General features: G+C 32.7%; 23 protein-coding genes. 12 read left to right on the top strand and 11 right to left on the bottom strand.

The genetic code is table 11. The features are described 5' to 3' along the window. Positions 1 to 164: 164 nt before the first annotated feature. On the bottom strand, positions 165 to 680 hold the full coding sequence (locus K8Z87_RS12950) for an RNA polymerase sigma factor (protein WP_227477999.1): 516 nt from the start codon (positions 678 to 680) through the stop codon (positions 165 to 167). A 113-nt stretch (positions 681 to 793) separates the two neighbouring features. On the opposite strand from K8Z87_RS12950, the gene K8Z87_RS12945 reads away from it, so the two are divergent. From K8Z87_RS12945 to K8Z87_RS12920, 6 genes are all read left to right on the top strand, one after another. Then, entirely contained in the window at positions 794 to 2,545 is a 1,752-nt protein-coding gene (locus K8Z87_RS12945; protein ID WP_227477998.1) for a hypothetical protein, read from the top strand. A 228-nt stretch (positions 2,546 to 2,773) separates the two neighbouring features. Continuing rightward, positions 2,774 to 4,102: a signal recognition particle protein gene (gene ffh, locus K8Z87_RS12940; RefSeq protein WP_227478002.1), complete on the top strand. Its 1,329-nt coding sequence runs from the start codon at positions 2,774 to 2,776 to the stop codon at positions 4,100 to 4,102. A 64-nt stretch (positions 4,103 to 4,166) separates the two neighbouring features. After that, positions 4,167 to 4,538, top strand: a complete 372-nt coding sequence (locus K8Z87_RS12935) for a four helix bundle protein (RefSeq protein WP_227477997.1) — start codon at positions 4,167 to 4,169, stop codon at positions 4,536 to 4,538. Positions 4,539 to 4,597: 59 nt separating this feature from the next. Further along, a complete protein-coding gene (locus K8Z87_RS12930; RefSeq protein WP_227477996.1) occupies positions 4,598 to 5,479 on the top strand; it encodes a bifunctional 5,10-methylenetetrahydrofolate dehydrogenase/5,10-methenyltetrahydrofolate cyclohydrolase in 882 nt (293 codons plus the stop codon). 79 nt (positions 5,480 to 5,558) lie between these two features. After that, a complete protein-coding gene (locus K8Z87_RS12925; protein WP_227477995.1) occupies positions 5,559 to 7,295 on the top strand; it encodes an alpha/beta hydrolase-fold protein in 1,737 nt (578 codons plus the stop codon). A 4-nt stretch (positions 7,296 to 7,299) separates the two neighbouring features. Continuing rightward, on the top strand, positions 7,300 to 7,752 hold the full coding sequence (locus tag K8Z87_RS12920; RefSeq protein ID WP_227477994.1) for a GNAT family N-acetyltransferase: 453 nt from the start codon (positions 7,300 to 7,302) through the stop codon (positions 7,750 to 7,752). An 8-nt stretch (positions 7,753 to 7,760) separates the two neighbouring features. On the opposite strand, the gene K8Z87_RS12915 is transcribed toward K8Z87_RS12920, so the two are convergent. Next, the gene (locus K8Z87_RS12915; RefSeq protein WP_227477993.1) at positions 7,761 to 8,261 is read right to left on the bottom strand and encodes a VOC family protein; all 501 of its coding nucleotides are present in this window, start codon (positions 8,259 to 8,261) and stop codon (positions 7,761 to 7,763) included. 34 nt (positions 8,262 to 8,295) lie between these two features. Beyond that, positions 8,296 to 8,982: an arylesterase gene (locus K8Z87_RS12910; RefSeq protein ID WP_227477992.1), complete on the bottom strand. Its 687-nt coding sequence runs from the start codon at positions 8,980 to 8,982 to the stop codon at positions 8,296 to 8,298. Between the two features lie 73 nt (positions 8,983 to 9,055). Between K8Z87_RS12910 and K8Z87_RS12905 the strand changes: the two genes are divergently transcribed. Beyond that, positions 9,056 to 9,739: an ABC transporter ATP-binding protein gene (locus K8Z87_RS12905; RefSeq protein WP_227477991.1), complete on the top strand. Its 684-nt coding sequence runs from the start codon at positions 9,056 to 9,058 to the stop codon at positions 9,737 to 9,739. Positions 9,740 to 9,786: 47 nt separating this feature from the next. Next, complete coding sequence (locus K8Z87_RS12900) at positions 9,787 to 12,285, top strand: ABC transporter permease (protein ID WP_227478001.1); 2,499 nt, start codon at positions 9,787 to 9,789, stop codon at positions 12,283 to 12,285. 172 nt (positions 12,286 to 12,457) lie between these two features. On the opposite strand, the gene K8Z87_RS12895 is transcribed toward K8Z87_RS12900, so the two are convergent. Genes K8Z87_RS12895 through K8Z87_RS12870 form a run of 6 tightly spaced genes read right to left on the bottom strand, consistent with a single transcriptional unit; the run spans position 12,458 to position 17,064 of the window. Next, on the bottom strand, positions 12,458 to 12,895 hold the full coding sequence (locus K8Z87_RS12895) for a VOC family protein (RefSeq protein WP_227477990.1): 438 nt from the start codon (positions 12,893 to 12,895) through the stop codon (positions 12,458 to 12,460). Positions 12,896 to 12,914: 19 nt separating this feature from the next. Next, the gene (locus K8Z87_RS12890) at positions 12,915 to 13,682 is read right to left on the bottom strand and encodes a pseudouridine synthase (RefSeq protein WP_227477989.1); all 768 of its coding nucleotides are present in this window, start codon (positions 13,680 to 13,682) and stop codon (positions 12,915 to 12,917) included. Positions 13,683 to 13,700: 18 nt separating this feature from the next. Further along, entirely contained in the window at positions 13,701 to 14,531 is an 831-nt protein-coding gene (locus K8Z87_RS12885) for an alpha/beta hydrolase (RefSeq protein ID WP_227477988.1), read from the bottom strand. Then, on the bottom strand, positions 14,532 to 14,897 hold the full coding sequence (locus K8Z87_RS12880) for a cupin domain-containing protein (RefSeq protein ID WP_227477987.1): 366 nt from the start codon (positions 14,895 to 14,897) through the stop codon (positions 14,532 to 14,534). Between the two features lie 9 nt (positions 14,898 to 14,906). Next, the gene (locus tag K8Z87_RS12875) at positions 14,907 to 15,467 is read right to left on the bottom strand and encodes a hypothetical protein (RefSeq protein ID WP_227477986.1); all 561 of its coding nucleotides are present in this window, start codon (positions 15,465 to 15,467) and stop codon (positions 14,907 to 14,909) included. Between the two features lie 25 nt (positions 15,468 to 15,492). Beyond that, complete coding sequence (locus tag K8Z87_RS12870) at positions 15,493 to 17,064, bottom strand: helicase HerA-like domain-containing protein (RefSeq protein WP_407704204.1); 1,572 nt, start codon at positions 17,062 to 17,064, stop codon at positions 15,493 to 15,495. A gap of 40 nt (positions 17,065 to 17,104) precedes the next feature. On the opposite strand from K8Z87_RS12870, the gene K8Z87_RS12865 reads away from it, so the two are divergent. From K8Z87_RS12865 to K8Z87_RS12855, 3 genes are all read left to right on the top strand, one after another. Further along, positions 17,105 to 17,551: a Rid family detoxifying hydrolase gene (locus tag K8Z87_RS12865; RefSeq protein WP_227477985.1), complete on the top strand. Its 447-nt coding sequence runs from the start codon at positions 17,105 to 17,107 to the stop codon at positions 17,549 to 17,551. 87 nt (positions 17,552 to 17,638) lie between these two features. Further along, a complete protein-coding gene (locus K8Z87_RS12860; RefSeq protein ID WP_227477984.1) occupies positions 17,639 to 18,271 on the top strand; it encodes a 7-carboxy-7-deazaguanine synthase QueE in 633 nt (210 codons plus the stop codon). 46 nt (positions 18,272 to 18,317) lie between these two features. Beyond that, complete coding sequence (locus tag K8Z87_RS12855; RefSeq protein ID WP_227477983.1) at positions 18,318 to 18,884, top strand: HNH endonuclease; 567 nt, start codon at positions 18,318 to 18,320, stop codon at positions 18,882 to 18,884. A gap of 86 nt (positions 18,885 to 18,970) precedes the next feature. Here K8Z87_RS12855 and K8Z87_RS12850 read toward each other — a convergent pair whose 3' ends face one another. Both K8Z87_RS12850 and K8Z87_RS12845 read right to left on the bottom strand, forming a co-directional pair. Continuing rightward, positions 18,971 to 19,510, bottom strand: coding sequence for a DUF2911 domain-containing protein (locus tag K8Z87_RS12850; protein ID WP_227477982.1), 540 nt, complete (start codon positions 19,508 to 19,510; stop codon positions 18,971 to 18,973). Positions 19,511 to 19,667: 157 nt separating this feature from the next. Further along, positions 19,668 to 20,213: a DUF2911 domain-containing protein gene (locus K8Z87_RS12845; protein WP_227477981.1), complete on the bottom strand. Its 546-nt coding sequence runs from the start codon at positions 20,211 to 20,213 to the stop codon at positions 19,668 to 19,670. A 239-nt stretch (positions 20,214 to 20,452) separates the two neighbouring features. Between K8Z87_RS12845 and asnB the strand changes: the two genes are divergently transcribed. Further along, positions 20,453 to 22,114, top strand: a complete 1,662-nt coding sequence (gene asnB, locus K8Z87_RS12840) for an asparagine synthase B (RefSeq protein WP_227477980.1) — start codon at positions 20,453 to 20,455, stop codon at positions 22,112 to 22,114. Positions 22,115 to 22,116: the final 2 nt, after the last annotated feature.

Raw genomic sequence — 22,116 nt, 5'->3', positions numbered from 1 at the left:
AACACCTAACACCTAACACCTAACACCTAACACCTAACACCTAACACCTAACACCTAACACCTAACACCTAACACCTAACACCTAACACCTAACATGTCATACTGAGCTTGTCGAAGTGCCTAACACTTAATATATTAAACTCAACTTGTCGAAGTGCCTAACATTAAATTCCTTCAATATCTTCCCTTAATTTCTTTAATGCTCCATAAATACGTTTTTCAACAGCTTTCACAGAAATACCTAATAGGTTTGCAATTTCTTTAAAGCGTTTGCCTTCAATTCTATTCATTAAAAAAGCAACACGTTGCGCTTCAGATAAATTAGCAATGGCAACTTCTAATTTTTTATGATATTCTTTTTCTTGTAAAACAAATTCGGGAGATTCATTAGTACTTTGTTTTTGTGGAATTTGCCGATGTTTTAATACAACCTTTTGATGTGCAGCTTCATTAAGCATTAAATTGTTGGCAGTAGTAAATAAAAAACTCTTTGCCTTATCTGGACTTATTTTAGCACAATTCTCCCATAACTTTATAAAAGCCTCCTGCATTTTATCTTTTGGGTTTAATAACTCACCAAACTTATAATACAAAAAGTTGTGAAGATGTGTAGCATGCTTTTTAAACAAGCTAGAAAACAACTGTTCTTCACATATATCTGTATGTAATGGTTTAGCCATAAATAAGGAATCTAATAGTGTAAATTTAAAAAAAATAGAATAGGAGGTAGGAGTTTTGTAAAAACAACTGTTCTATAGTTAAATAAGCAATGTTAAACTCAAAAACCTACATTATGAAAACGAAATTTAAATCATTACTAGTATTACCATTTTTTGTTGCACTACTATTTATGTCTTGTCAAGATGAAATAGTAGATGTTATTGAGCCAACTGAAGCAGAAGCTATTGTTGCAAATTCAGAGTTGTCTAGTCTGGTACAAGCAACAGCTACTTTTGATGGGTCTAGAGATAATATTATTGATAGAGCGAGTTGCTTATCAGTTCAATTGCCAGTTACTGTTTTAGTAAATGGTGTAGAAATTATCATAGATTCTGAAGAAGATTTTGCAGTCGTCGAAGCAATTTTTGATGAATTTGATGATGATGACGATGATTTGGAGATTATGTTTCCGATCACTATTATTTTAAGTGATCACTCAACAATTGAGATTAATAATCAAGAAGAGTTAAATCGTTTTATTGAAGAATGTGCTGCAGAAAATGAAGAAGACGATGATATAGAGTGTATTGATTTTGTATATCCTTTTTCAGTATCTGTATTTAATGATGAATCAACAGTGATTAATGTTATTAGTATTGATAATGATCGAGAACTATTTAGATTTATACAAGAAGTTAGAGATGGTTTACGAGCAAGTATTAACTATCCTGTTAGTTTGGAGTTAGCTGATGGAACTCAAGTACAAGTAAACAATAATGCAGAATTAGTAAATACAATTCGATCTGCAAGAGCAGAATGTGACGAAGATGATGATAATGACTTCACTGACGATGACTTTACACAAGAACGATTAGAAGCCTTATTAGCAATGTGTCCTTGGGAAGTGACTGCCGCTATTAGAGATGGTAATGAAAATACAGATGTTATTAGATTTTTATTAAACTTCAGAAACAATGGTAATGTTATTGCCAGAACAGCAAATGGAGCAATCTTTAGAGGAACTTGGGAAACACGAGTGACTGATAATGGTGCTTTAGTTTTATTAGAGTTTGAAGCTTTTGGTGAAGTATTTAATTTAGAATGGATTGTAAATGATATTTCAGAAGATCGTATTTTATTCTTTACAGATGCAGGGAATAGAATTAGATTAATCAAAAATTGTGACTTATTAGATGAAACTATCGATCGTATTGAAGATGTTTTGCAAGAATGTTTCTGGAGAATTACAAGAATAAGAATTGATAATAATGATAACGAAGCAGACTTTGTAGGTACACCATTGTTATTCCAAGAAGACGGACAATTATTACTAAGAGTAAACGGACAATTCTTATTTGGTACTTGGGATGTTTCTAGAAATGGTGGAAGATTTGTATTAACTATAAATCTTAATGACCGTCCTAACATCTCTTTTCAATGGAATATTGTATTCTTAGATGAAGATAGATTTGTGCTAGATGGTGAAAATATCGATATGGTCATCAGAAGATTTTGTGAAGATAATGTAGATGAAGATGTAATATTTATAAGAAATGCAATCTTTGGAGGTGATTGGGAAGTTACATTGTACGAAGATGGAAGTGATGATGAAACCGATAATTATAATGGTTACGCGATTGACTTTGAGCAAAGTGGTGCTTTATTTGTGGAAGGCAATGGAAATACATTAGAAGGGTCGTGGTTAGCATATAGAGATGATGAAGGTGAATTGAGATTAGGTACTAATTTTGGTACAGATGACGACCCATTTGATGAGCTTACTCAACGTTGGAATGTTGTAAGTGTAACAACAAACCGTATAGAATTGATTGATCGATTTGATATTGATGGAACAGAAAATAGACTGGTATTAGAACGTAATTAGCAACTTTAAATAAATTAGCCTCAAGTCTATAGAACTTAACCTATTCTAAAAAAACGATTTTAAGTTGTAAGTTAGTTAGATTCTATTTATCAAGACTGTTAAGCATTATGCTTAACAGTCTTTTTTATTTTTAATTTAGAATTTGTTTTAGGGTTATAATAATAAAAGTTTTATAAATAAAATCTATTCAAATCCTTATTTTTGCAGAACTTAAAAACTAAAGGATATATGTTTAATAATTTAAGCGACAAGTTAGATAAAGCGTTACATGTATTAAAAGGTCACGGTAGCATTACAGAAGTTAATGTTGCTGAGACGCTTAAAGAAGTAAGACGTGCGCTTTTAGATGCCGATGTTAATTTTAAAATAGCAAAACAATTTACCAATAGAGTAAAAGAAAAAGCACTTGGACAAAATGTACTAACTACATTACAACCAGGGCAATTAATGGTGAAAATTGTTAAAGACGAGCTTACTGAATTAATGGGTGGAGATGCTGAAGGTATTAATCTTTCAGGTAATCCTAGTGTTATTTTAATGTCTGGTTTGCAAGGTTCTGGTAAAACAACATTTTCAGGTAAACTTGCTAATTATCTTAAAAACAAAAAAACAAAAAAGCCACTTTTAGTAGCTTGTGATGTGTATCGTCCTGCTGCGATAGATCAACTTCATGTTGTAGGAGATCAAATAGGCGTTGAGGTATTTAGTGATAGAGTAAATAATGACCCAGTTGCGATTTCTAAAGCTGGTATAGCTCATGCAAAAGCTAATGGGCATAACGTTGTTATTATTGATACCGCAGGTCGTTTGGCTGTGGATGAAGCGATGATGACTGAAATCTCAAATATTCATAAAGCAATTCAGCCGCAAGAAACGCTATTTGTTGTAGATTCTATGACAGGTCAAGATGCTGTAAATACAGCAAAAGCCTTTAATGATATTTTAAATTTTGATGGTGTCATCTTAACAAAATTAGATGGTGATACTCGAGGTGGTGCAGCTATTTCTATTAAATCTGTGGTTAATAAACCGATTAAGTTTATTGGTACTGGCGAAAAGATGGAGGCAATAGATGTGTTCTATCCATCGCGTATGGCAGATCGTATTTTAGGAATGGGAGATGTTGTGTCTCTTGTTGAAAGAGCACAAGAACAGTTTGATGAAGAAGAAGCACGAAAACTTCAAAAGAAGATTGCTAAAAATCAATTTGGGTTTGATGATTTCTTAAAACAAATACAGCAGATTAAGAAAATGGGGAACATGAAGGATCTTATTGGAATGATCCCTGGAGCTGGTAAAATGATGAAAGGGGTAGATATTGATGACGATGCATTTAAAGGTATTGAAGCAATTATTCATTCTATGACACCTGCTGAACGTTCTAATCCATCGCTAATTAATGCAAGTCGTAAAAAACGTGTAGCTAAAGGTTCTGGTACTTCGGTACAAGAAGTCAATCAATTGTTAAAACAGTTTACTCAGATGAGTAAAATGATGAAAATGATGCAAGGCGGCGGAGGTAAACGTATGATGCAAATGATGAAAGGTATGCAATAGTATAGTTTGCAGTATTCTGTCTCAGTATGCAGTTATAGTTATAAAAAGAATTAATAGTTGATTTATGGATTTCAAAAAATTACTAGCATATCAAAAAGGATTTGAACTAGCAATGTCGATTTTCGAAATATCTAAATCTTTTCCAAAAGAAGAAATATATTCTCTTACAGATCAAATAAGAAGGTGTTCTCGATCTGTTTGTGCAAACATTTCGGAATCTTACAGAAAACGTAAATACCCAAAACATTTCATTAGTAAGTTAACAGATGCGGATGCTGAAAACTCAGAAACAAATACGTGGCTCGACTTTGCTTTTGAATGTAAATACATACCAAAAGAGAAATACATTGAATTGATAAATAAAGGAACTGAAGTTGGGAAACTTATCAATTATATGATTAATAATCCTAGCAAGTTTGGTGTTAAGGAAGAATAAATAAAACAATAGTTGTAAGCAACTGAATACTGCCACTGCAACTGAAAACTAATAAAAGCATGACAATATTAGACGGAAAAAAAATAAGCAACGATATTAAAGACGAAATTGCCGAAGAAGTTAAACAAATGAAAGCTAAAGGCGAAAAAATTCCACATTTAGCGGCAGTTATTGTTGGTAATGATGGCGCAAGTTTAACGTATGTAGGAAGTAAAGTTAGAGCATGTGAGCGTGTAGGTTTTGAGTCTACCATGGTACGTATGTCTAATACCACTAGTGAGATAGAATTATTAGATAAGATAGATGAGTTAAACAATAATGCTGATATTGATGGATTTATCATTCAGTTACCATTACCACCTCAAATTAACACACAAAAAGTTCTGATGGCTGTAAATCCGGACAAAGATGTGGATGGTTTTCACCCTACTAATTTTGGTAAAATGGCATTAGATATGTCAACATTTATTCCAGCAACACCATTTGGTATTTTAGAATTATTAGACCGTTATGGTGTAGAAACTAAAGGTAAACATACTGTAGTTATTGGTCGTTCTCATATTGTAGGTCGCCCTATGAGTATCTTAATGGGGAGAAAAGGTTTTCCTGGGAATTCAACCGTAACCTTAACACACAGTCATACTAAAAACATTACTCAAATTACATCTCAAGCAGATATAATTATTTCGGCATTAGGTATACCTAAGTTTTTAAAGGCTGAGATGGTAAAAGATGATGCTGTTATTATAGATGTAGGCATTACTCGTGTACCAGATGATTCCGAAAAGGGTTACTACATTACTGGAGATGTTGATTTTGAATTCGTAAAGAAAAAAGCAAGTTACATTACACCAGTTCCAGGAGGCGTTGGTCCAATGACTATTGCTATGCTTCTTAAAAACACATTGTTAGCAAGAGAGCAACATAGAAGTAGTTGTTAAGAGTTATCTTAACTAACCTTAAATTACTTTTTTCAATTTTCAAAGATTATTATTACCTTTTAGGAAAATATATAATCTTATGAAATCATACCAACCATTTTTCGTATTAGTATTTGTCTTTCTATGGAGTTGCAATTCTAAACTAAATGATAAATCGTCTATAGAAGTAAGTGTGTCAATTTCAAAAGCAATCGACACAGAAGCTTTAGATGGACGTTTACTTCTCATATTTTCAGATAATAATGATACAGAACCGAGATTTCAAGTTACTGGAGATTTAAAAGCTCAACCAGTTTTTGGAATCAATGTAGAAAATTTTTCTTCGGAAAATGAAATGTATTTTAATGATGAAGTTTTTGGGTTTCCTTATGAAAACCTTTCAAAAATAAAACCTGGAGAGTATTATGTGCAAGCATTGCTTCATACCTATGAAACTTTTAATTTGTCTACTGGTCATCAGGTAAAATTACCTATGGATAATGGTGAAGGTCAACGTTGGAGAATATCACCAGGTAACTTATACAGTACACCAATTAAAGTTACGGTAACCGATAAAGGTGTTGAAAACTTTAATGTAGTTTTAGATAAAGTCATTCCTGAAATTGAAGCACCAAAAGATACCGAATGGATTAAACATATTAATATGAAATCAGATTTGTTATCAGATTTTTGGGGACGAGATGTTTATTTAGGAGCGCATGTATTATTACCAAAAGGATTTAATGAGCATCCAGAAGCTAAATATCCATTAATGGTATTTCAAGGTCATTTTCCTTCAGATTTTGGAGGTTTCAGAACGACGCCACCAGATCCCAATTTAAAGCCAGATTACTCTGCTCGTTTTAATGTAAATGGTTATAACATTACTCAACAACAAGAAGCTTACAATTTTTATAAACGTTGGAATGAACCAGACTTTCCTCGGTTTTTAATTATTCAAATTCAACATCCGACGCCTTATTACGATGATTCGTATGCAGTGAATTCGGCAAGTCAAGGACCATATGGAGATGCTATAACTTATGAGTTAATTCCTCACATCGAAAAATTATTTAGAGGTCAAGGAGAAGGTTGGTCGCGCTTTTTATATGGTGGTTCTACAGGTGGTTGGGAGGCTTTGGCTGTGCAAGTTAAATACCCAGATGAATACAATGGTTGTTTTGCAGCCTGTCCAGATCCTATAGATTTTAGAGCTTATACCTTAATTGATATTTATAATGATGAGAATGCTTATTATAAAAAGAGCAATCATAAAACTATAGAAATTCCAGGCCATCGTGATTATTTAGGTCATATAAGTTCTACAGTAAGAGAATCTAACCATTTAGAATTGGTTCTAGGTGATAAATCTCGTTCAGGAGGACAATACGATATATGGGAAGCGACATATTCTCCTCAAAATAAAGAAGGTTACCCGCAACGTTTATGGGATAAACGAACGGGAGAGATAGACCATGAAGTCGCAGAATATTGGCGAGAAAATTACGATTTACGTCATATCATGGAACGCGATTGGGATAAATTAGGGCCTAAATTAAAAGGTAAGATTCATATTTACTGTGGTGACATGGATAACTATTATTTAAACAATGCTGTATATATGATGGAAGACTTTTTAGAAAGTACAACTGATCCCTATTACGATGGAGAAGTAGATTATGGAGACCGCGCTGAGCATTGTTGGAATGGCGATCATGACAACCCTAATCATATTTCGCGTTTACGTTACAATAGTATGTATGTGCCAAAAATTATGAAACGTATAATGGAATCAGCACCTGCGGGAACGGATTTAACAAGTTGGAGATATAAATAATTAAATGGTGATTTATAGAAAGGCAACAAAAGCTGACGTCTTTGCTATTGTAGAAATGATTGCAGATGATAAGTTAGGTAAAACGAGAGAACAATTTGCAGATCCGCTTCCTGATACATATTATCAGGCATTTGAAAACATTAATGCGGATGCTAATCAAGAATTGATAGTCGTTGAAGATTCAGGAGAAATTATAGGAACCATGCAATTGAGTTTTATTCAGTACCTCACGTATAAAGGTGGAATTAGAGCACAAATTGAAGCCGTTAGAATTAAGAAAAATAGACGAGGACAAGGTTTAGGAAAACAAATGTTTTTATGGGCAATTGAACGTGCTAAGGAAAAAAACGCACATGTTCTACAATTGACTACAGATAAAAAACGTCCTGACGCTATTAAGTTTTATGAAGACCTAGGATTTATAAAATCTCATGAGGGTATGAAAATGCATTTTTGAAATGGTGTTTAAAACTCGCCATCTATCACTTGCATGAGTTCAATAGTTTCCCCACTTGGTCCAGTAAAAAATGCGTGTTTTGTAGTAATACCTTTTGCTTCTACTAATTCTTCTGGTCTTAAAGTAATGCCGCCAACTTCTAAAATTCTATCTGAAGCACTTTTGATATCCTCAACATCTATACCTATATGCTGAAATACATTATAACCTGGGTTTTCTGTTTGCAATAAATTAGGAATTTCAGCAATCTCATAAACAAAATCTTGGCCTTTAAATTTTAAGAAGGCAATGTTTATATCAGCTTCAGAAATACTTCCATCTTCTTGTGTGCGTTTTATTGTTTTTAGATGATTGGTAACTTCTAAATCAAAAGCGGATTTGTAAAATTTTAGTGTAGCTTCTAAATCAGCAGTGTATAACATCACATGATTAAAACGAGGAGATACTGATTTGGTATTGCAAGAATGGAACATGCATATAAGTATTAATAAAACAATAAAGTTTCGCATTTTATATTGATTTTAATAAGATATTATGAATAATTTATTGAACAATATCCCTTAGTACATCCCAAACATTATTCGCTACAATTTTTTGCCCTTCTATAGTTGGATGTATACCATCTCCTTGATTTAATTCGGGAATGCCACCAACATCTTTAAGTAAAAAAGGAATTAAGTGTGCTTCGTTTTTTTGAGCTAATTCAGGAAAAATATTTCTGAATTCTGTTGTATAATCTTGTCCCATATTAGGAGGAATTTGCATACCTGCGAGAACAATCTTTGTTTCGGGATTTTTCTCTTTTACCATATTTATCATGGCTTGTAAATTTTCACGAGTTTCGTTAAGTGGAATGCCACGTAATCCATCATTTGCCCCTAACTCCAATACAAAAATGTCTACGGTTTGGTTGAGTACCCAATTTAAACGATTGCGTCCACCAGATGTAGTTTCACCACTTACCCCAGAATTAATTACCGTATAATTTAATTGTAATGAGTCTATAGTTGTTTGTATTAATGCAGGGAATGCATCATCAATATCATCTAAACCAAAACCAGCAGTTAAACTATCTCCATAAAATAAAATGGTTTTGTTTGTAGTTTTGGTTTCGTTTTCTGTTTCAGAATTATCACTCACCTTATTCTTTTTTACACCATTAGAACTATCACCACAGGCCATAAATAAAATAAAAATTAAAAAATAACGAAATTTTAAGTTACAATCCATAGTGTTACTCGTCTTAGATTAAAATCATTTCTTTACTTTGCTCTTTTAGAGTAAAAAAGCTTAAACAGTATATATGCCAAAGATATTAAAGATTCATAACCTAGAGAAAACATATACTAGTGGTTCAAAAAAATTAACAGTATTAAATGATATTTCATTCGAAATTGAAAAAGGAGAAACTTTTTCTATTGTAGGGCCATCCGGAAGTGGAAAAACAACGTTGTTAGGGCTTTGTGCAGGCTTAGATAAACCAAATTCTGGTGGTGTTGAATTATGTGGAGTGCCTTTACAAGATATGAATGAAGACCAGCGTGCTTTAATGCGTAATAAAGAGGTTGGTTTTATTTTTCAAAATTTTCAATTATTGCCAACATTAAGTGCTTTAGAAAATGTAAGTGTGCCTTTAGAATTACAAGGTGCTAAAAACGCAGCTAAAATTGCTACGGACTTGCTTGATAAAGTAGGTTTAACAGATCGGCTTCATCATTATCCATCGCAATTATCTGGTGGAGAACAGCAACGTGTGGCTTTAGCAAGAGCATTTTCTAATCAACCATCCATATTATTTGCGGATGAACCTACAGGAAATTTAGATGAAGAAACAGGCGAAAAAGTGATACAGTTACTTTTTGAATTAAATAGAGAAGCCGGCACAACTTTAGTTATAGTAACTCACGATCTAGATTTGGCAAATAGAACTCAGCAAATTCTTCGTTTAAAAGGCGGAAAAGTATTAACTAACGAACGCACAGTATAGTCTTGAGTAAATATTCTTCAAAAGCAGGTGTAAAGTGGCTATTTAAAATGGCTTGGAGAGATGGAAAAGCAAGTGCAACACGTTTATTGCTTTTTATGGCATCCATCATTTTAGGTATTGCAGCTGTAGTATCGATACAATCTTTTAGCGAAAATTTAAAAGAAAATATAGGGCAACAATCTAAAGCCTTAATGGGAGCTGACTTTATTATCGATAGTAGACAGTTACCTAATGAACGCGTTCAGGGAATCATAGATTCTCTTGGTGGAAGTGATGCTTCCGAAGTCAATTTTGCTTCTATGGCGGCATTTCCCAAAAATGATGATTCTAAATTAGTACGTGTTAGAGGCATAGAAGGTCAGTTTCCGTTTTATGGAACATTAGATACTGAGCCAATTTCAGCAGCGCAAGAATACCAGGAAAAAGGAGGAGCATTAGTCGATGCCACGATGATGTTACAGTATGATTTGAAACCTGGAGATTCTATTAAAATAGGAAATCTTACCATACCTATTTTAGGGTCATTAAAATCTGTGCCAGGAAGTTCAGCAATTTCTACTTCAGTAGCACCACCAGTATTAATTCCGTTTCGTTTTATCGAAAAAACAGGATTATTACAAGTCGGTAGTCGTAAAGAATATCAATATTTTTTTGTGGCACCAGAAACTATGGATTTAGATGCATTAAATGAAAACCTAGATCCTATTCTCGATGCCGAAAATGCAGATTTAGATACGCATAAAGTAACGAGTCAACGTTTAGGACGTAGTTATACAAATGTGAGTAAGTTTTTAAACTTAGTTGCTTTTATTGCGTTGTTATTGGGTTGTATTGGTATAGCAAGTTCTGTGCACATTTATATTAAAGAAAAACTACGTGCTGTAGCTGTGCTTAAATGTATGGGCGCTACCCGGAAACAAACGTTTTTAATTTTCCTTATTCAAATAGCAGGTATGGGATTTGTTGGCGGATTGATAGGTACACTTATAGGTATAGGACTTCAACAAACATTCCCATTAATTATTCAAGAATTTTTACCTTTTAATGTTGAGATTTCATTTTCTATATCGCCTATAATTATGGGGCTTTTATTAGGCGTGTTTATGTCAGTATTGTTTGCTTTACTGCCTTTGCTAAATACTTGGTATGTATCTCCGTTAGAAGTATTACGGATACAAGAAGGGAGTCTCATAAAATCGAGACGTGCAAGATTTTTAACATTCGGAAGTGTATTGTTGTTCATTTATTTGTTTTCATTTTGGCTATTAGAAAGTGGAGCATATGCGTTAGGTTTTGTAATTACTGTGGTGGTAACATTTTCGATATTAGCAGGTGTTGCGATCTTGTTTATGAAAGCGATTAAAAGATTTTTTCCTAAATCTTGGGGATTTATAGCACGTCAAAGTTTATTGAATCTGTTTAGACCAAACAATCAAACTATGGTTTTGATTTTAGCCATTGGTTTAGGAACGTTTTTAATTAGCACATTATATTTTACAAAAGATATGCTGCAGGCACGAACGTCTATAGAAAACGGAACTAAAGACCCAAACATTATTTTAATGGATGTGCAAACAGCTCAAAAAGAAGCTATAATCCCTAATATTACTTCAAAAGAATTACCAATTATAGATGATTTACCTATCGTTACAATGCGTATGCATAGTATTAAAGGAGTATTATCTAATACCATCAGAAAAGATAGTACATCAAGAGTGAGAAATTGGGTATTAAATAATGAATTTAGAGCAACGTATAGAGATTCTTTAGTGGATTCTGAAGTATTGTCAGAAGGAGAATGGATTTCAGAAATTGAATTAGGTAAGCCTACTGAGATTTCTATATCAAGCAATTTAGCCCAAGATACAGATGTAGAAGTAGGAGATGAGATTGTATTTAATATTCAAGGAGTTTTAATGAATACAATTGTAGGAAGCATCCGAACTGTAGATTGGGGTCGTGCACAAATGAATTTTTCAATTGTATTTCCTAAAGGAGTGTTAGAAAATGCCCCACAGTTTCATGTACTTACAACCTATGCTCCAGATGAAGAAAGTTCAGCTAATTTACAACGAGATTTAGTTAAAAATTTTCCTAATGTATCGATTATCGATTTGAGACAAATCCTTAGTATACTTGAAGATGTATTAGATAAAATTTCTTGGGTAATTAATTTTATGGCCTTTTTCAGTATTCTTACGGGCATCATTGTTTTAATAGGTTCAGTTAGAACAAGTAAATATCAGCGTATACGAGAAAGTGTATTACTAAGAACACTTGGAGCCAATAGCAAACAGATATTAAAAATTAATGCTTTAGAGTATTTTTACTTAGGAATATTAGGGAGTGGTATAGGTGTTTTATTGTCTTTAATAAGCAGTCAATTGTTAGCTAGTTTTGTGTTTGAAGTCAATTTTGTACCATCATTTATTCCATTTTTGGTGTTTTTACCAGGAATTACAGCACTAGTACTATTTATTGGATTAGTAAATAGTAAAAGTGTACTGACAAGTCCACCATTAGAGGTGCTACGTAAAGAAGGTTAATAATTTATAGTAAAGAAGGAATTATATACCTGAGTTCGATTATTGATGGAACTGCTATTCCAAAATTATGATTTTACCTACAAGGTTAAAAAAAGACCTTGCAGGATATAAAAAATGAACTTATATTTTAATAATTGACTATTAGAATTTTTAGAGGTTAATCAAACTCAGATTACTTAGCAAATAACTGACTCATATCTTTAAAAGCTTTAAACTCTAATGCATTACCAGCAGGATCTTTAAAAAACATAGTGGCTTGCTCGCCCACTAAACCTTCAAATCGTATATAAGGTTCAATAATAAATGCAATGCCTTTAGATTTTAAAAGATCTGCAAAAGTTTTAAAATCATTCCAAGGTAATACCACTCCAAAATGTGGTACAGGCACATCTTTTCCGTCTACAGAATTTGTATGATTATCTTCTTCAGTCCCGATAGCTATCGGGATTGGTTTGTAGTGAATAACCAGTTGATGACCAAAGAAATTATAATCGACCCAATGATCACTGCTACGACCTTCTTCTAAGTTTAAAGTTTTGGTGTAAAATACTCTACATTCTTCAAGATTATGAACAGGGATAGCGAGATGAAAAGGCGATATTGTAGACATAATATGTTATTTTTTTGGATTAATGTTTCTTTCTATGAGGTGCAATTTTAGTTTCGTGCGTTTTTTTAGATGCGCTAATCAACGTACTTAATTTACTAAATTCATCTTTAGTCAATTCTCGGTATTGTCCAACAGGCATATCTAATTTTATATTCATAATCCGTACACGTTTTAGTGTTTGTACATCATAATTTAAATACTCTGCCATACGACGGATTTGACGATTCAATCCTTGTGTTAGTATAATGCTGAACGTGTATTTGTCAATTTTTTTAACAGTACATTTCTTTGTGCGTTGTCCTAATTCTTCGAGATAAATGCCGCCAGCCATACGTTCTATAAACGTTTGTGAAATAGGTGCGTCTACAGTAACAATATATTCTTTTTCATGATTGTTACTAGCTCGCAATATTTTATTAACGATATCTCCATCATCTGTTAGTAGTATTAAACCTTCACTAGGTTTATCTAACCGACCTATAGGAAATATGCGTTTTGGGTAATTAATATAATCTATAATGTTGTTTTTTTCTACACGTGTATCTGTAGTGCAAACGATACCTACAGGTTTATTAAATGCTAGATATATAAACTCTTTTTTGCCACCATCAATAATTTTATCATCTACTTTTACGATATCATCTGGAGCTACTTTTGTGCCCATTTCGGGTACAACACCATTAATTGTAACTCTACCAGCATCTATTAAGCGATCTGCTTCTCTTCGAGAACAGTAACCAGCTTCGCTAAGGTATTTATTAAGGCGTTTTAGATTAGAATCAGACATGCTATAAATGTACAACAGTTATTTATTAATAAAACTAATTATTTTCGATGTTAACGAAACATCACGTAACCCATGACCAAAACCAGTTGTGCTAATTAACTCAGAGTTTTTAAATTTTGAAGTAAAAAGTAAAGCGTCTTCATAAGGTATAATCGTATCTTTTTTATCATGAATAATTAATCCTTTAACACCGATAAATTCAGCTGTAAAATTTGCAGCATTATAATAATCTATAGGATTGTTATAACGATCTATAACAATACGATTAAAACCTTTTTCTATTCTTTTATTATAACCCATCATATCAACATATCGATTAAATACTCCGGTAAAATGTGCAGGTGACCCTAGAGTTATAATTTTATTTACAGATGCTAACTTATACTGATGTAAACTGAATATAGCAGCCATACCACCGACTGAATGACCAATAATAATTTCTGGTTTATGTTTTTTTGAAATGATATGTATAAACTCGGCATACAGTATGGCAGTAAATTGTTTACCGTTAGATTTACCATGTGCTGGTGCATCTATAGCTATAATATTATAATCTTGCGCTTTTAAATCTTCTAAAATATATTTCCAGCGAGATGCATTGCTTTCCCAACCATGAACTAATAAAACACTTTTGTTTTTTCCAGGCCAACGGTACGTTGCAATAGAATGATTATTAACTTGAAACTCTTCAAAAAAAGCGGATTCTATAATTTTATTTTGCTCAGGATTATAGCGTCCTTTTCTAGGTGTAGCAAATAGATTAATAGCTTTTTTAGAAGCGTATTTAGGAGAAATAAAACTCAACCCGTTAATAATACCACCAACAGTTTTTACAATGGTGTTTTTCATTTAATCTTCTCTATTAACAGTGTCTATCGAAAATGCAGGTAGGCAAATGGCAATATATTCACAAGGATGTTCAAAAGGGTTTGAATATTGCAATTGTGTATGTTTTTCAACTTTTATAGATTGACCGGCTTCTAGTACAATGGTTTCTTTATCAATAATAAATTGCTTTTTGCCTTTGATGATAAAGGTATACTCATCAAACTCGGGAGTTTGAAAAGGTTCAGACCAACCTGGTGGAGCTACCATATGCGCAATACTTACTTGAGCATTGCCATCACTAGCCAAACCAAAATGCTCTTTTATAAGTTTACCATCATCAGTAGGTACAATAAAAGGAGCAGTTTGTAAGGTGTATTTTTTTTTCATAATAAGACTCTAAAAATGAACCATAAAGAATTTTAACTTAGCATCATCTGGTATTTGAATGGCATCAATTTTTAAGTCTAAATCGTAACGCATATTGGCTGGTAATTCTTTTTTGTCTATAGTAAAAGTAGCGTCTAATTCGTTTACAGAAACTAAAACAGAATTTATAAGGTTGGTAATTTTATTAATCTTATAAGCTTCTTTAATATCTTTAAAAGTACTTATCACAGATATGTTTTTGTCGGTTTTATAACGAGAATCTATTAATCGAATAGAACTTATAGTTGCTGTAGAGTCTAATGCTTCAGTAGGTGTTATAACTAAAAGCGGATTACTACTACCTTTTTCAAAAATCTCAATAGTATTAATACGTCCTGTAAAACTATCATCTTCTTTATAATTCGATATAGAATCATTACTAAAAATAGTTTTTAAATCTTTGATTTGTGTAGAGTCGTTTATAAGTCCTACGCCGTGTTTTTTAACCGCAAATGGATTTTGAGATTTATCTTTAGCGCAGCCTGCTATTATAAGCGAAAAAAGAATAATAGGAAATAGGGTTTTCTTCATCTATTTTTAAAATATATAATGTTGTTTATTTTATCATTTTGGTAAGTATACCCAAAACGCTACGAATTACTGTAGGACTTGTTAATACTTTAACCAATGGGTGTTGTCTTGTGCTTCTTCTACTAGTACTTCTTCTACGTGTTGTTGTAGTTCTACTTTTCGATTCTGCTTTTTTAAGCGCTTCTTTTTCTTCTTTGGCTTTTATACGTGCTTCTTCAGCATCTGCATCTTCAATTTTCTTAGTTAAAATTTCATAAGCACTATTACGATCAATATCTTCATTGTATTTGCGTACAAGTTTAGAGTCTGCTAATAAACTACTCAATTCACCATCAGTTAATACGTCCATTCTGCTCATAGGTGCACGCATCATAGTAGCAGCTAATGGGGTTGGTTTTCCTTTTTCATTAAGTGCAGAAACTAAAGCTTCACCAATACCTAAAGAGGTTAAAACTTCAGCAGTATCGTAATAATCTGTATCTGGATAATTTTCTGCAGTGAGCTTTATAGCTTTTCGGTCTTTAGCTGTAAAAGCTCTTAATGCATGTTGTACTTTTAACCCTAACTGGCTTAAAACAGCTTCAGGCACGTCCGTAGGATTTTGAGTAACAAAATACAAACCAACACCTTTACTACGTATAAGTTTTACAATGCTTTCAATCTGATTTAATAAAGCTTTGGAAGCTTCATTAAAAATGAGGTGCGCTTCATCTATAAATAAGATTAACTCAGGTCGACCACTATCTCCTTGTTCTGGAAATGTAGAATAGATTTCAGCTAATAAACTTAACATAAATGTTGAGAATAGCTTAGGTTTATCTTGTATGTCTGTTAAACGAATGATATTAATATAACCTCTTCCATTTTCATCAATTCTTAATAAGTTTTGAGTGTCAAAAGACTTTTCTCCAAAAAACAGATCTCCACCTTGTTGCTCAATTTCTACAAGTTTTCTAAGAATTGCCCCTGTAGATGATGATGAAATTCTACCGTAAGTCGCTTCAAATTCTTTTTTGCCATCACTAGTAGCATATTGCAATATTTTCTTGAAATCTTTAATATCTAAAAGAGGTAGTTTATGATCATCACAATATTTAAAAATAACGGATATAATACCTGCTTGAGTTTCAGTAACATCTAAAATTCTAGAAATTAAAACAGGGCCAAATTCACTAATAGTAGCTCTTAAACGTACACCATCTTGTTCAGATAAGGATAAAATTTCAACAGGAAACGATTTAGCATCAAAAGGCAAACCTATTTTAGCATGACGTTCATCAATTTTTGGATGGCCAGGACTTGGTTGAGCCAAACCACTTAAATCTCCTTTAATATCCATTAAAAGTACTGGTATACCTTTTTCTGAAAGATTCTCTGCTAAAACTTGAAGTGTTTTTGTTTTTCCTGTACCTGTAGCACCAGCAATTAATCCATGACGATTCATTGTCTTTAAAGGAACATTTACAAAAGCATTTTCAATAGTTTCTCCATCGAGCATAGCAGCACCTAAAGTGATATATTCTCCTTTATTAGTGTTGCCTTCAGTGATGTGTTTAAAAAATGTATCTCTATTTTGCATTACATTTAAAATTTGCATAAAAATAATGTAATTTTAGCCAAGTTTAAAATAGAATTCTATGAAGCGTATACTTTTACTTTTTGGCCTTTTCTTTATGATTGTTGTTCAATCTTGTAAAGAAAAAGAATCTGAAATAATTTTCCATAAATCTCATGAGCCAACACGAAGTAATACTCCATTTAGTGATGCTGTAGAAATGGGTGATTTTTTGTTTTTAGCAGGTCAAATAGGTAGAGATCATAAAAAAGGGACTTTAGTTGAAGGAGGCATTACTGCAGAAACAAAACAAGTCATTGAGAATATTAAAGCTGTTTTAGAACATCATAATCTATCTTTAGATAATGTAGTTAAGTGTACTGTAATATTGAAAGATATTACTGAATTTAGTGCATTTAATTCTGTGTATACTCAATACTTTACTAAAAAACCAGCAAGGACTACTTTTGCCGCAGCTGGTTTGGCTGGTGGAGCAAGTATAGAAATTGAAGTTATAGCGGCTAAGTAGTTGACGGTATTCAGCCTCAGTTTATAGTTTCGGTTTTTACTGATTACTGTGACTACGACTACCAACTAAACCATATATTTGCAAACTATGACAAGACGAGAACGGCAAGATTTAATTGATGCAGGACATTTGTTGCCTTTAATGGAAGAGTTTTATACTATTCAAGGAGAAGGATTCCATAAAGGAACAGCGGCATATTTTGTACGAATTGGTGGTTGCGATGTAGGTTGTCATTGGTGTGATGTTAAAGAAAGCTGGTTAGCAGAATTACATCCGCCGACAGCAACGACACAAATTGTTGAAAATGCCATAAAATATAGTAATACTATTGTTGTTACAGGAGGCGAGCCTCTAATGTGGGATATGGAGCCATTGACAAATCAGTTAAAAACAAAAAGAGTACAGACACATATAGAAACTTCTGGAGCTTATAAATTAACTGGTCAATGGGATTGGATTTGCTTATCTCCTAAAAAAATGAAATTACCTACCGATGAAATATACGGTAAAGCCCACGAGCTAAAATGTATTGTTTATAATAAAGACGATTTTAAGTTTGCTGAAGAGCAAGCAGCTCAAGTGAATAAAGATTGTATTTTGTATCTACAACCAGAATGGAGTAAGCGTGATAAAATGATGCCACAAATTGTAGATTATGTTATGGCAAACCCTAAATGGAAAGTAAGTTTACAAACTCATAAATATTTGAATATCCCTTAAACATAAATAACCCTATAGGCTATTACCCCTATTAATATAGCTTAAAATGACATATAATAATATACAGAATTTACGACACGAACGTTGGAAAACAGTTCGTTTTGATGAAACTATTCATCCTGAAGAAAATTATCACATTTCAAATTACGGAAGGCTTGTGCGCATTAAAAATGGAGAAGCACATTTGTTTAAACCATATATAATGAATGGTTATCCATATTTTAGAGTTAAGAAAATTGAGCATAAAAAATTTAAAACATTTTACCTCCATAAGGTTATTGCTGAAAGTTTTTTAGAACAAGGAGATGGTGTTTGTGTAATTCACTTAGACTACGATAAATGCAATAATCATGTAGACAATCTAAAATGGGCAACAAAGCGCGAAAAAGAATTACACCAGTTTAAGAATACTAAATATATAGAAGCTGTAAAGAATAAAAACAAAGCTTATGCTAAGCTCACAGAGAATAATGTGAGATTAATTAAAAAGATGATAAATGATCCAGATCGTCGCACGCGTTTAAAAATTATAGCTAAGCGGTTTGGTATAACAACAATGCAGTTGCGACGCATTAAAACTGGGGAGAATTGGGGAGATGTACCATCATTATAAGATTTTACTTTAAATAAGTAATAGCAAAAAAATGTTCCGTTAGTATTTTATAACTAACGGAACATTTTTATTTTTCTAACGTCTACTTATTTTGTAAAAGGAACAGCAACACGTACAGTACCCCAACCCATATGCATAGTAGCTCCATTATCTGAAGATGCAAAAGCAATAGAGAAATTCTCTAATGACTCTTCTCCTTTAGTAGCAGGAACTGTAAGTCTAGCAACTTCGTTAGATTCATTGTAACCTCTTGTTGCCCATTGATCTAAAACAGAACTTATAATAATAGTCCATTCTTTTTCTCCAGGGATTGTAAACAAAGAATAAGCACCAGCTTTAATTGTTTTTCCGGCAAATTTCATGTCTTGTAAAAACTGTATTTGCGTTGCATCATTAGCACCAGTTCTCCATAATTTTCCGTATTTGGCTAAATCAGTACCAATAGTTCTTCCTTTTAAATAAGGTCTACTGTAAAATACTTTAATAGCTTTACCGCCTTCACTAGAAAAAGAAGCTAAATCTAAAGGGCTTTTATCTAAAGGAGAAAACTTTTGAGCTTCAGCGTTAAATGATAATAACATTACAAAAGCAAAAGCTAAACTTGTAATAAATGATGATTTTTTCATGATTTTGTGGTTTGAATTTATAAAACAGGTAAAATTAAGTAATTATTCTATTCTGATTCTGTTAAGAATCAAAAAGTCTTGTTAAACTTTTAGAGCATAAAAAAACCTCAATACTATAAATGTATCAAGGCTTTTTCTATATAAAAGCGGTTCTATTTTATTTAGTAAATGGTACAGCTACACGCGTATTTCCCCATCCCATGTTAAGATGTACACCGTTATCAGCTTCTGTAAATACCATAGCAAATTCTTCTAAAGATTCATCAGCAGTAGTTGCAGGAACATTAAATCTGGCAACATCATTTTCTTGCTTGTAGAAATAAGCTCCCCATGCATTTAATTCAGAGTTAATAATTATAGTCCATTCTTTTTCTCCAGGAATTGTAGCTAAACTATAAGTTCCAGCTTTAATGGTTTTACCATCTAATTTCATATCTACATAAAATGTAATCTCTGCAGACTCATTAGCTCCAGTTCTCCATACTTTTCCGTTTGGAGCTAATTTGGCCATATCTCTACCTTTAAGTTGAGGACGACTATAAGCTACCTTTACAAGCTTATTTGCTACTTTGTAATCATTAGGGAAAGAAGCAACATCCATAGGGCTTGCATCTAACTTAGGGAATTTTTGTGCATTGACATTTGTTGATAATAATAAAACAAAAGCAAAAACAACTGCTGTAAGTAATCTTGAATTTTTCATAATAAGAAATAAATTATTTAGTTGGTTATATTTTTATATAATCATTAAGCCTAATGGTCGTAAAAAAACAGTAAAGTTTACATATTGATATTTATTATGGAATATGTGCGTATTTTTATTTCAAAAATCAACAACTTGTAATATATTAGTTTCATTTTGTAATCAATAAAGCATTATATATTTATAATTTAAAAGTTAATAATCATATTTGTTTCGTAATTAATAATAAAATAAACATTATGTGCGGAATTGTATGTGCGTTCGATATAAAACAAAAATCAGAAATTTTAAGACCTCAGATTCTTGAAATGTCTAAAAAAATAAGACATCGTGGACCAGATTGGAGTGGAATTTATAGCGATGACAGAGTAATTATGGCCCATGAACGTTTGGCTATTGTAGACCCAGGATCTGGAAAACAACCTTTGTTTAGTGAGGATAAATCAATCATTTTAGCAGCTAATGGAGAAATTTATAACCATAGAATACTGCGTGATCAATTTCCGGACTATAAGTTTAAGACCGAAAGTGATTGTGAGGTTATTTTGGCGTTATATAAAGAAAAGGGCCATACGTTTTTAGATGACATGAATGGTATTTTTGGATTTGCTATTTATGATGCTATAAAAGATGAATACTTCATAGCTAGAGATCATATGGGTATTATTCCATTGTATATAGGTTGGGACAAATATGGAACATTCTATGTGGCTTCAGAATTAAAAGCACTTGAAGGAGTGTGTACTAAAATTGAATTATTTCCTCCAGGTCATTATATGAGTAGTGTTGATGGAAAATTTGTACAGTGGTATAAACGCGAATGGCAAGATTATGAAGCTGTGAAAGATAATAAAACCGAAATAGAAACATTACGTCAAACTCTTGAAGATGCAGTACACAGACAACTAATGAGCGATGTGCCTTACGGAGTTTTACTTTCGGGTGGATTAGACTCTTCAATTACATCTGCAATAGCAAAAAAATACGCGCAGCGACGTATTGAAGCAGATGATAAAACAGAAGCTTGGTGGCCACAATTACATTCATTTTCTGTAGGTTTAGATGGATCTCCAGATTTAGCTGCAGCACAAAAAGTTGCGGATCATATTGGTACTGTGCATCACGAAATTAAGTTCACCATTCAAGAAGGTTTAGATGCAATTAAAGATGTAATTTATCAATTAGAAACTTATGATATTACAACGATAAGAGCAAGCACACCAATGTATTTAATGGCAAGAGTTATAAAATCTATGGGTATTAAAATGGTGTTATCTGGTGAAGGAGCAGATGAGTTATTTGGTGGTTACTTGTATTTTCATAAAGCACCAAATGCTAAAGAGTTTCATGAAGAAACGGTACGTAAATTAAACAAGTTGCACATGTACGATTGTCTACGAGCCAATAAAAGTTTAGCTGCTTGGGGTATTGAAGGACGTGTACCATTTTTAGATAAAGAGTTTATGGATGTAGCAATGCGAATCAACCCACAAGATAAAATGATTAATGGCGAGCGTATGGAGAAATGGGTGATTCGTAAAGCGTTTGAAGACATGCTTCCAGAATCTGTAGCTTGGCGTCAAAAAGAACAATTCAGTGATGGTGTTGGTTACAGTTGGATCGATACTTTAAAAGAAGTTGTTGGTAAAGAAGTGAGTGATGAACAGATGTCTAACGCTCATTTTAGATTCTCAATACAAACACCTCAAAATAAAGAAGAATATTATTACCGTACTATTTTTGAGAGTCATTTTCCTAGTGATGCTGCGGCATTAAGTGTACCGCAAGAACCTAGTATAGCTTGCAGTACAAAAATTGCTTTAGAATGGGATGAAGCATTTAAAGATATGAATGACCCAAGTGGTAGAGCAGTAGCTAAAGTACACGATGAAGCCTACTAATA

Source organism: Winogradskyella immobilis (assembly GCF_021887715.1).
Lineage (GTDB): Bacteria > Bacteroidota > Bacteroidia > Flavobacteriales > Flavobacteriaceae > Winogradskyella > Winogradskyella immobilis.
The sequence above is the reverse complement of the archived record's forward strand: the minus strand, read 5'-3'. Positions and strand labels throughout refer to the sequence as shown.

Bases quoted from the DNA above. Each gene is read 5' to 3' on its own strand.
- K8Z87_RS12885 (WP_227477988.1), bottom strand. From the start codon at position 14,531: ATGAAAAACACCATTGTAAAAACTGTTGGTGGTATTATTAACGGGTTG.
- K8Z87_RS12900 (WP_227478001.1), top strand. From the start codon at position 9,787: ATGGCTTGGAGAGATGGAAAAGCAAGTGCAACACGTTTATTGCTTTTT.
- K8Z87_RS12870 (WP_407704204.1), bottom strand. From the start codon at position 17,064: ATGCAAATTTTAAATGTAATGCAAAATAGAGATACATTTTTTAAACAC.
- K8Z87_RS12950 (WP_227477999.1), bottom strand. From the start codon at position 680: ATGGCTAAACCATTACATACAGATATATGTGAAGAACAGTTGTTTTCT.
- K8Z87_RS12880 (WP_227477987.1), bottom strand. From the start codon at position 14,897: ATGAAAAAAAAATACACCTTACAAACTGCTCCTTTTATTGTACCTACT.
- K8Z87_RS12865 (WP_227477985.1), top strand. From the start codon at position 17,105: ATGAAGCGTATACTTTTACTTTTTGGCCTTTTCTTTATGATTGTTGTT.
- K8Z87_RS12935 (WP_227477997.1), top strand. From the start codon at position 4,167: ATGGATTTCAAAAAATTACTAGCATATCAAAAAGGATTTGAACTAGCA.
- K8Z87_RS12920 (WP_227477994.1), top strand. From the start codon at position 7,300: ATGGTGATTTATAGAAAGGCAACAAAAGCTGACGTCTTTGCTATTGTA.
- K8Z87_RS12915 (WP_227477993.1), bottom strand. From the start codon at position 8,261: ATGCGAAACTTTATTGTTTTATTAATACTTATATGCATGTTCCATTCT.
- K8Z87_RS12860 (WP_227477984.1), top strand. From the start codon at position 17,639: ATGACAAGACGAGAACGGCAAGATTTAATTGATGCAGGACATTTGTTG.
- K8Z87_RS12945 (WP_227477998.1), top strand. From the start codon at position 794: ATGAAAACGAAATTTAAATCATTACTAGTATTACCATTTTTTGTTGCA.
- K8Z87_RS12905 (WP_227477991.1), top strand. From the start codon at position 9,056: ATGCCAAAGATATTAAAGATTCATAACCTAGAGAAAACATATACTAGT.
- K8Z87_RS12930 (WP_227477996.1), top strand. From the start codon at position 4,598: ATGACAATATTAGACGGAAAAAAAATAAGCAACGATATTAAAGACGAA.
- K8Z87_RS12910 (WP_227477992.1), bottom strand. From the start codon at position 8,982: ATGGATTGTAACTTAAAATTTCGTTATTTTTTAATTTTTATTTTATTT.
- K8Z87_RS12845 (WP_227477981.1), bottom strand. From the start codon at position 20,213: ATGAAAAATTCAAGATTACTTACAGCAGTTGTTTTTGCTTTTGTTTTA.
- ffh (WP_227478002.1), top strand. From the start codon at position 2,774: ATGTTTAATAATTTAAGCGACAAGTTAGATAAAGCGTTACATGTATTA.
- K8Z87_RS12890 (WP_227477989.1), bottom strand. From the start codon at position 13,682: ATGTCTGATTCTAATCTAAAACGCCTTAATAAATACCTTAGCGAAGCT.
- K8Z87_RS12850 (WP_227477982.1), bottom strand. From the start codon at position 19,510: ATGAAAAAATCATCATTTATTACAAGTTTAGCTTTTGCTTTTGTAATG.
- K8Z87_RS12925 (WP_227477995.1), top strand. From the start codon at position 5,559: ATGAAATCATACCAACCATTTTTCGTATTAGTATTTGTCTTTCTATGG.
- asnB (WP_227477980.1), top strand. From the start codon at position 20,453: ATGTGCGGAATTGTATGTGCGTTCGATATAAAACAAAAATCAGAAATT.
- K8Z87_RS12895 (WP_227477990.1), bottom strand. From the start codon at position 12,895: ATGTCTACAATATCGCCTTTTCATCTCGCTATCCCTGTTCATAATCTT.
- K8Z87_RS12875 (WP_227477986.1), bottom strand. From the start codon at position 15,467: ATGAAGAAAACCCTATTTCCTATTATTCTTTTTTCGCTTATAATAGCA.
- K8Z87_RS12855 (WP_227477983.1), top strand. From the start codon at position 18,318: ATGACATATAATAATATACAGAATTTACGACACGAACGTTGGAAAACA.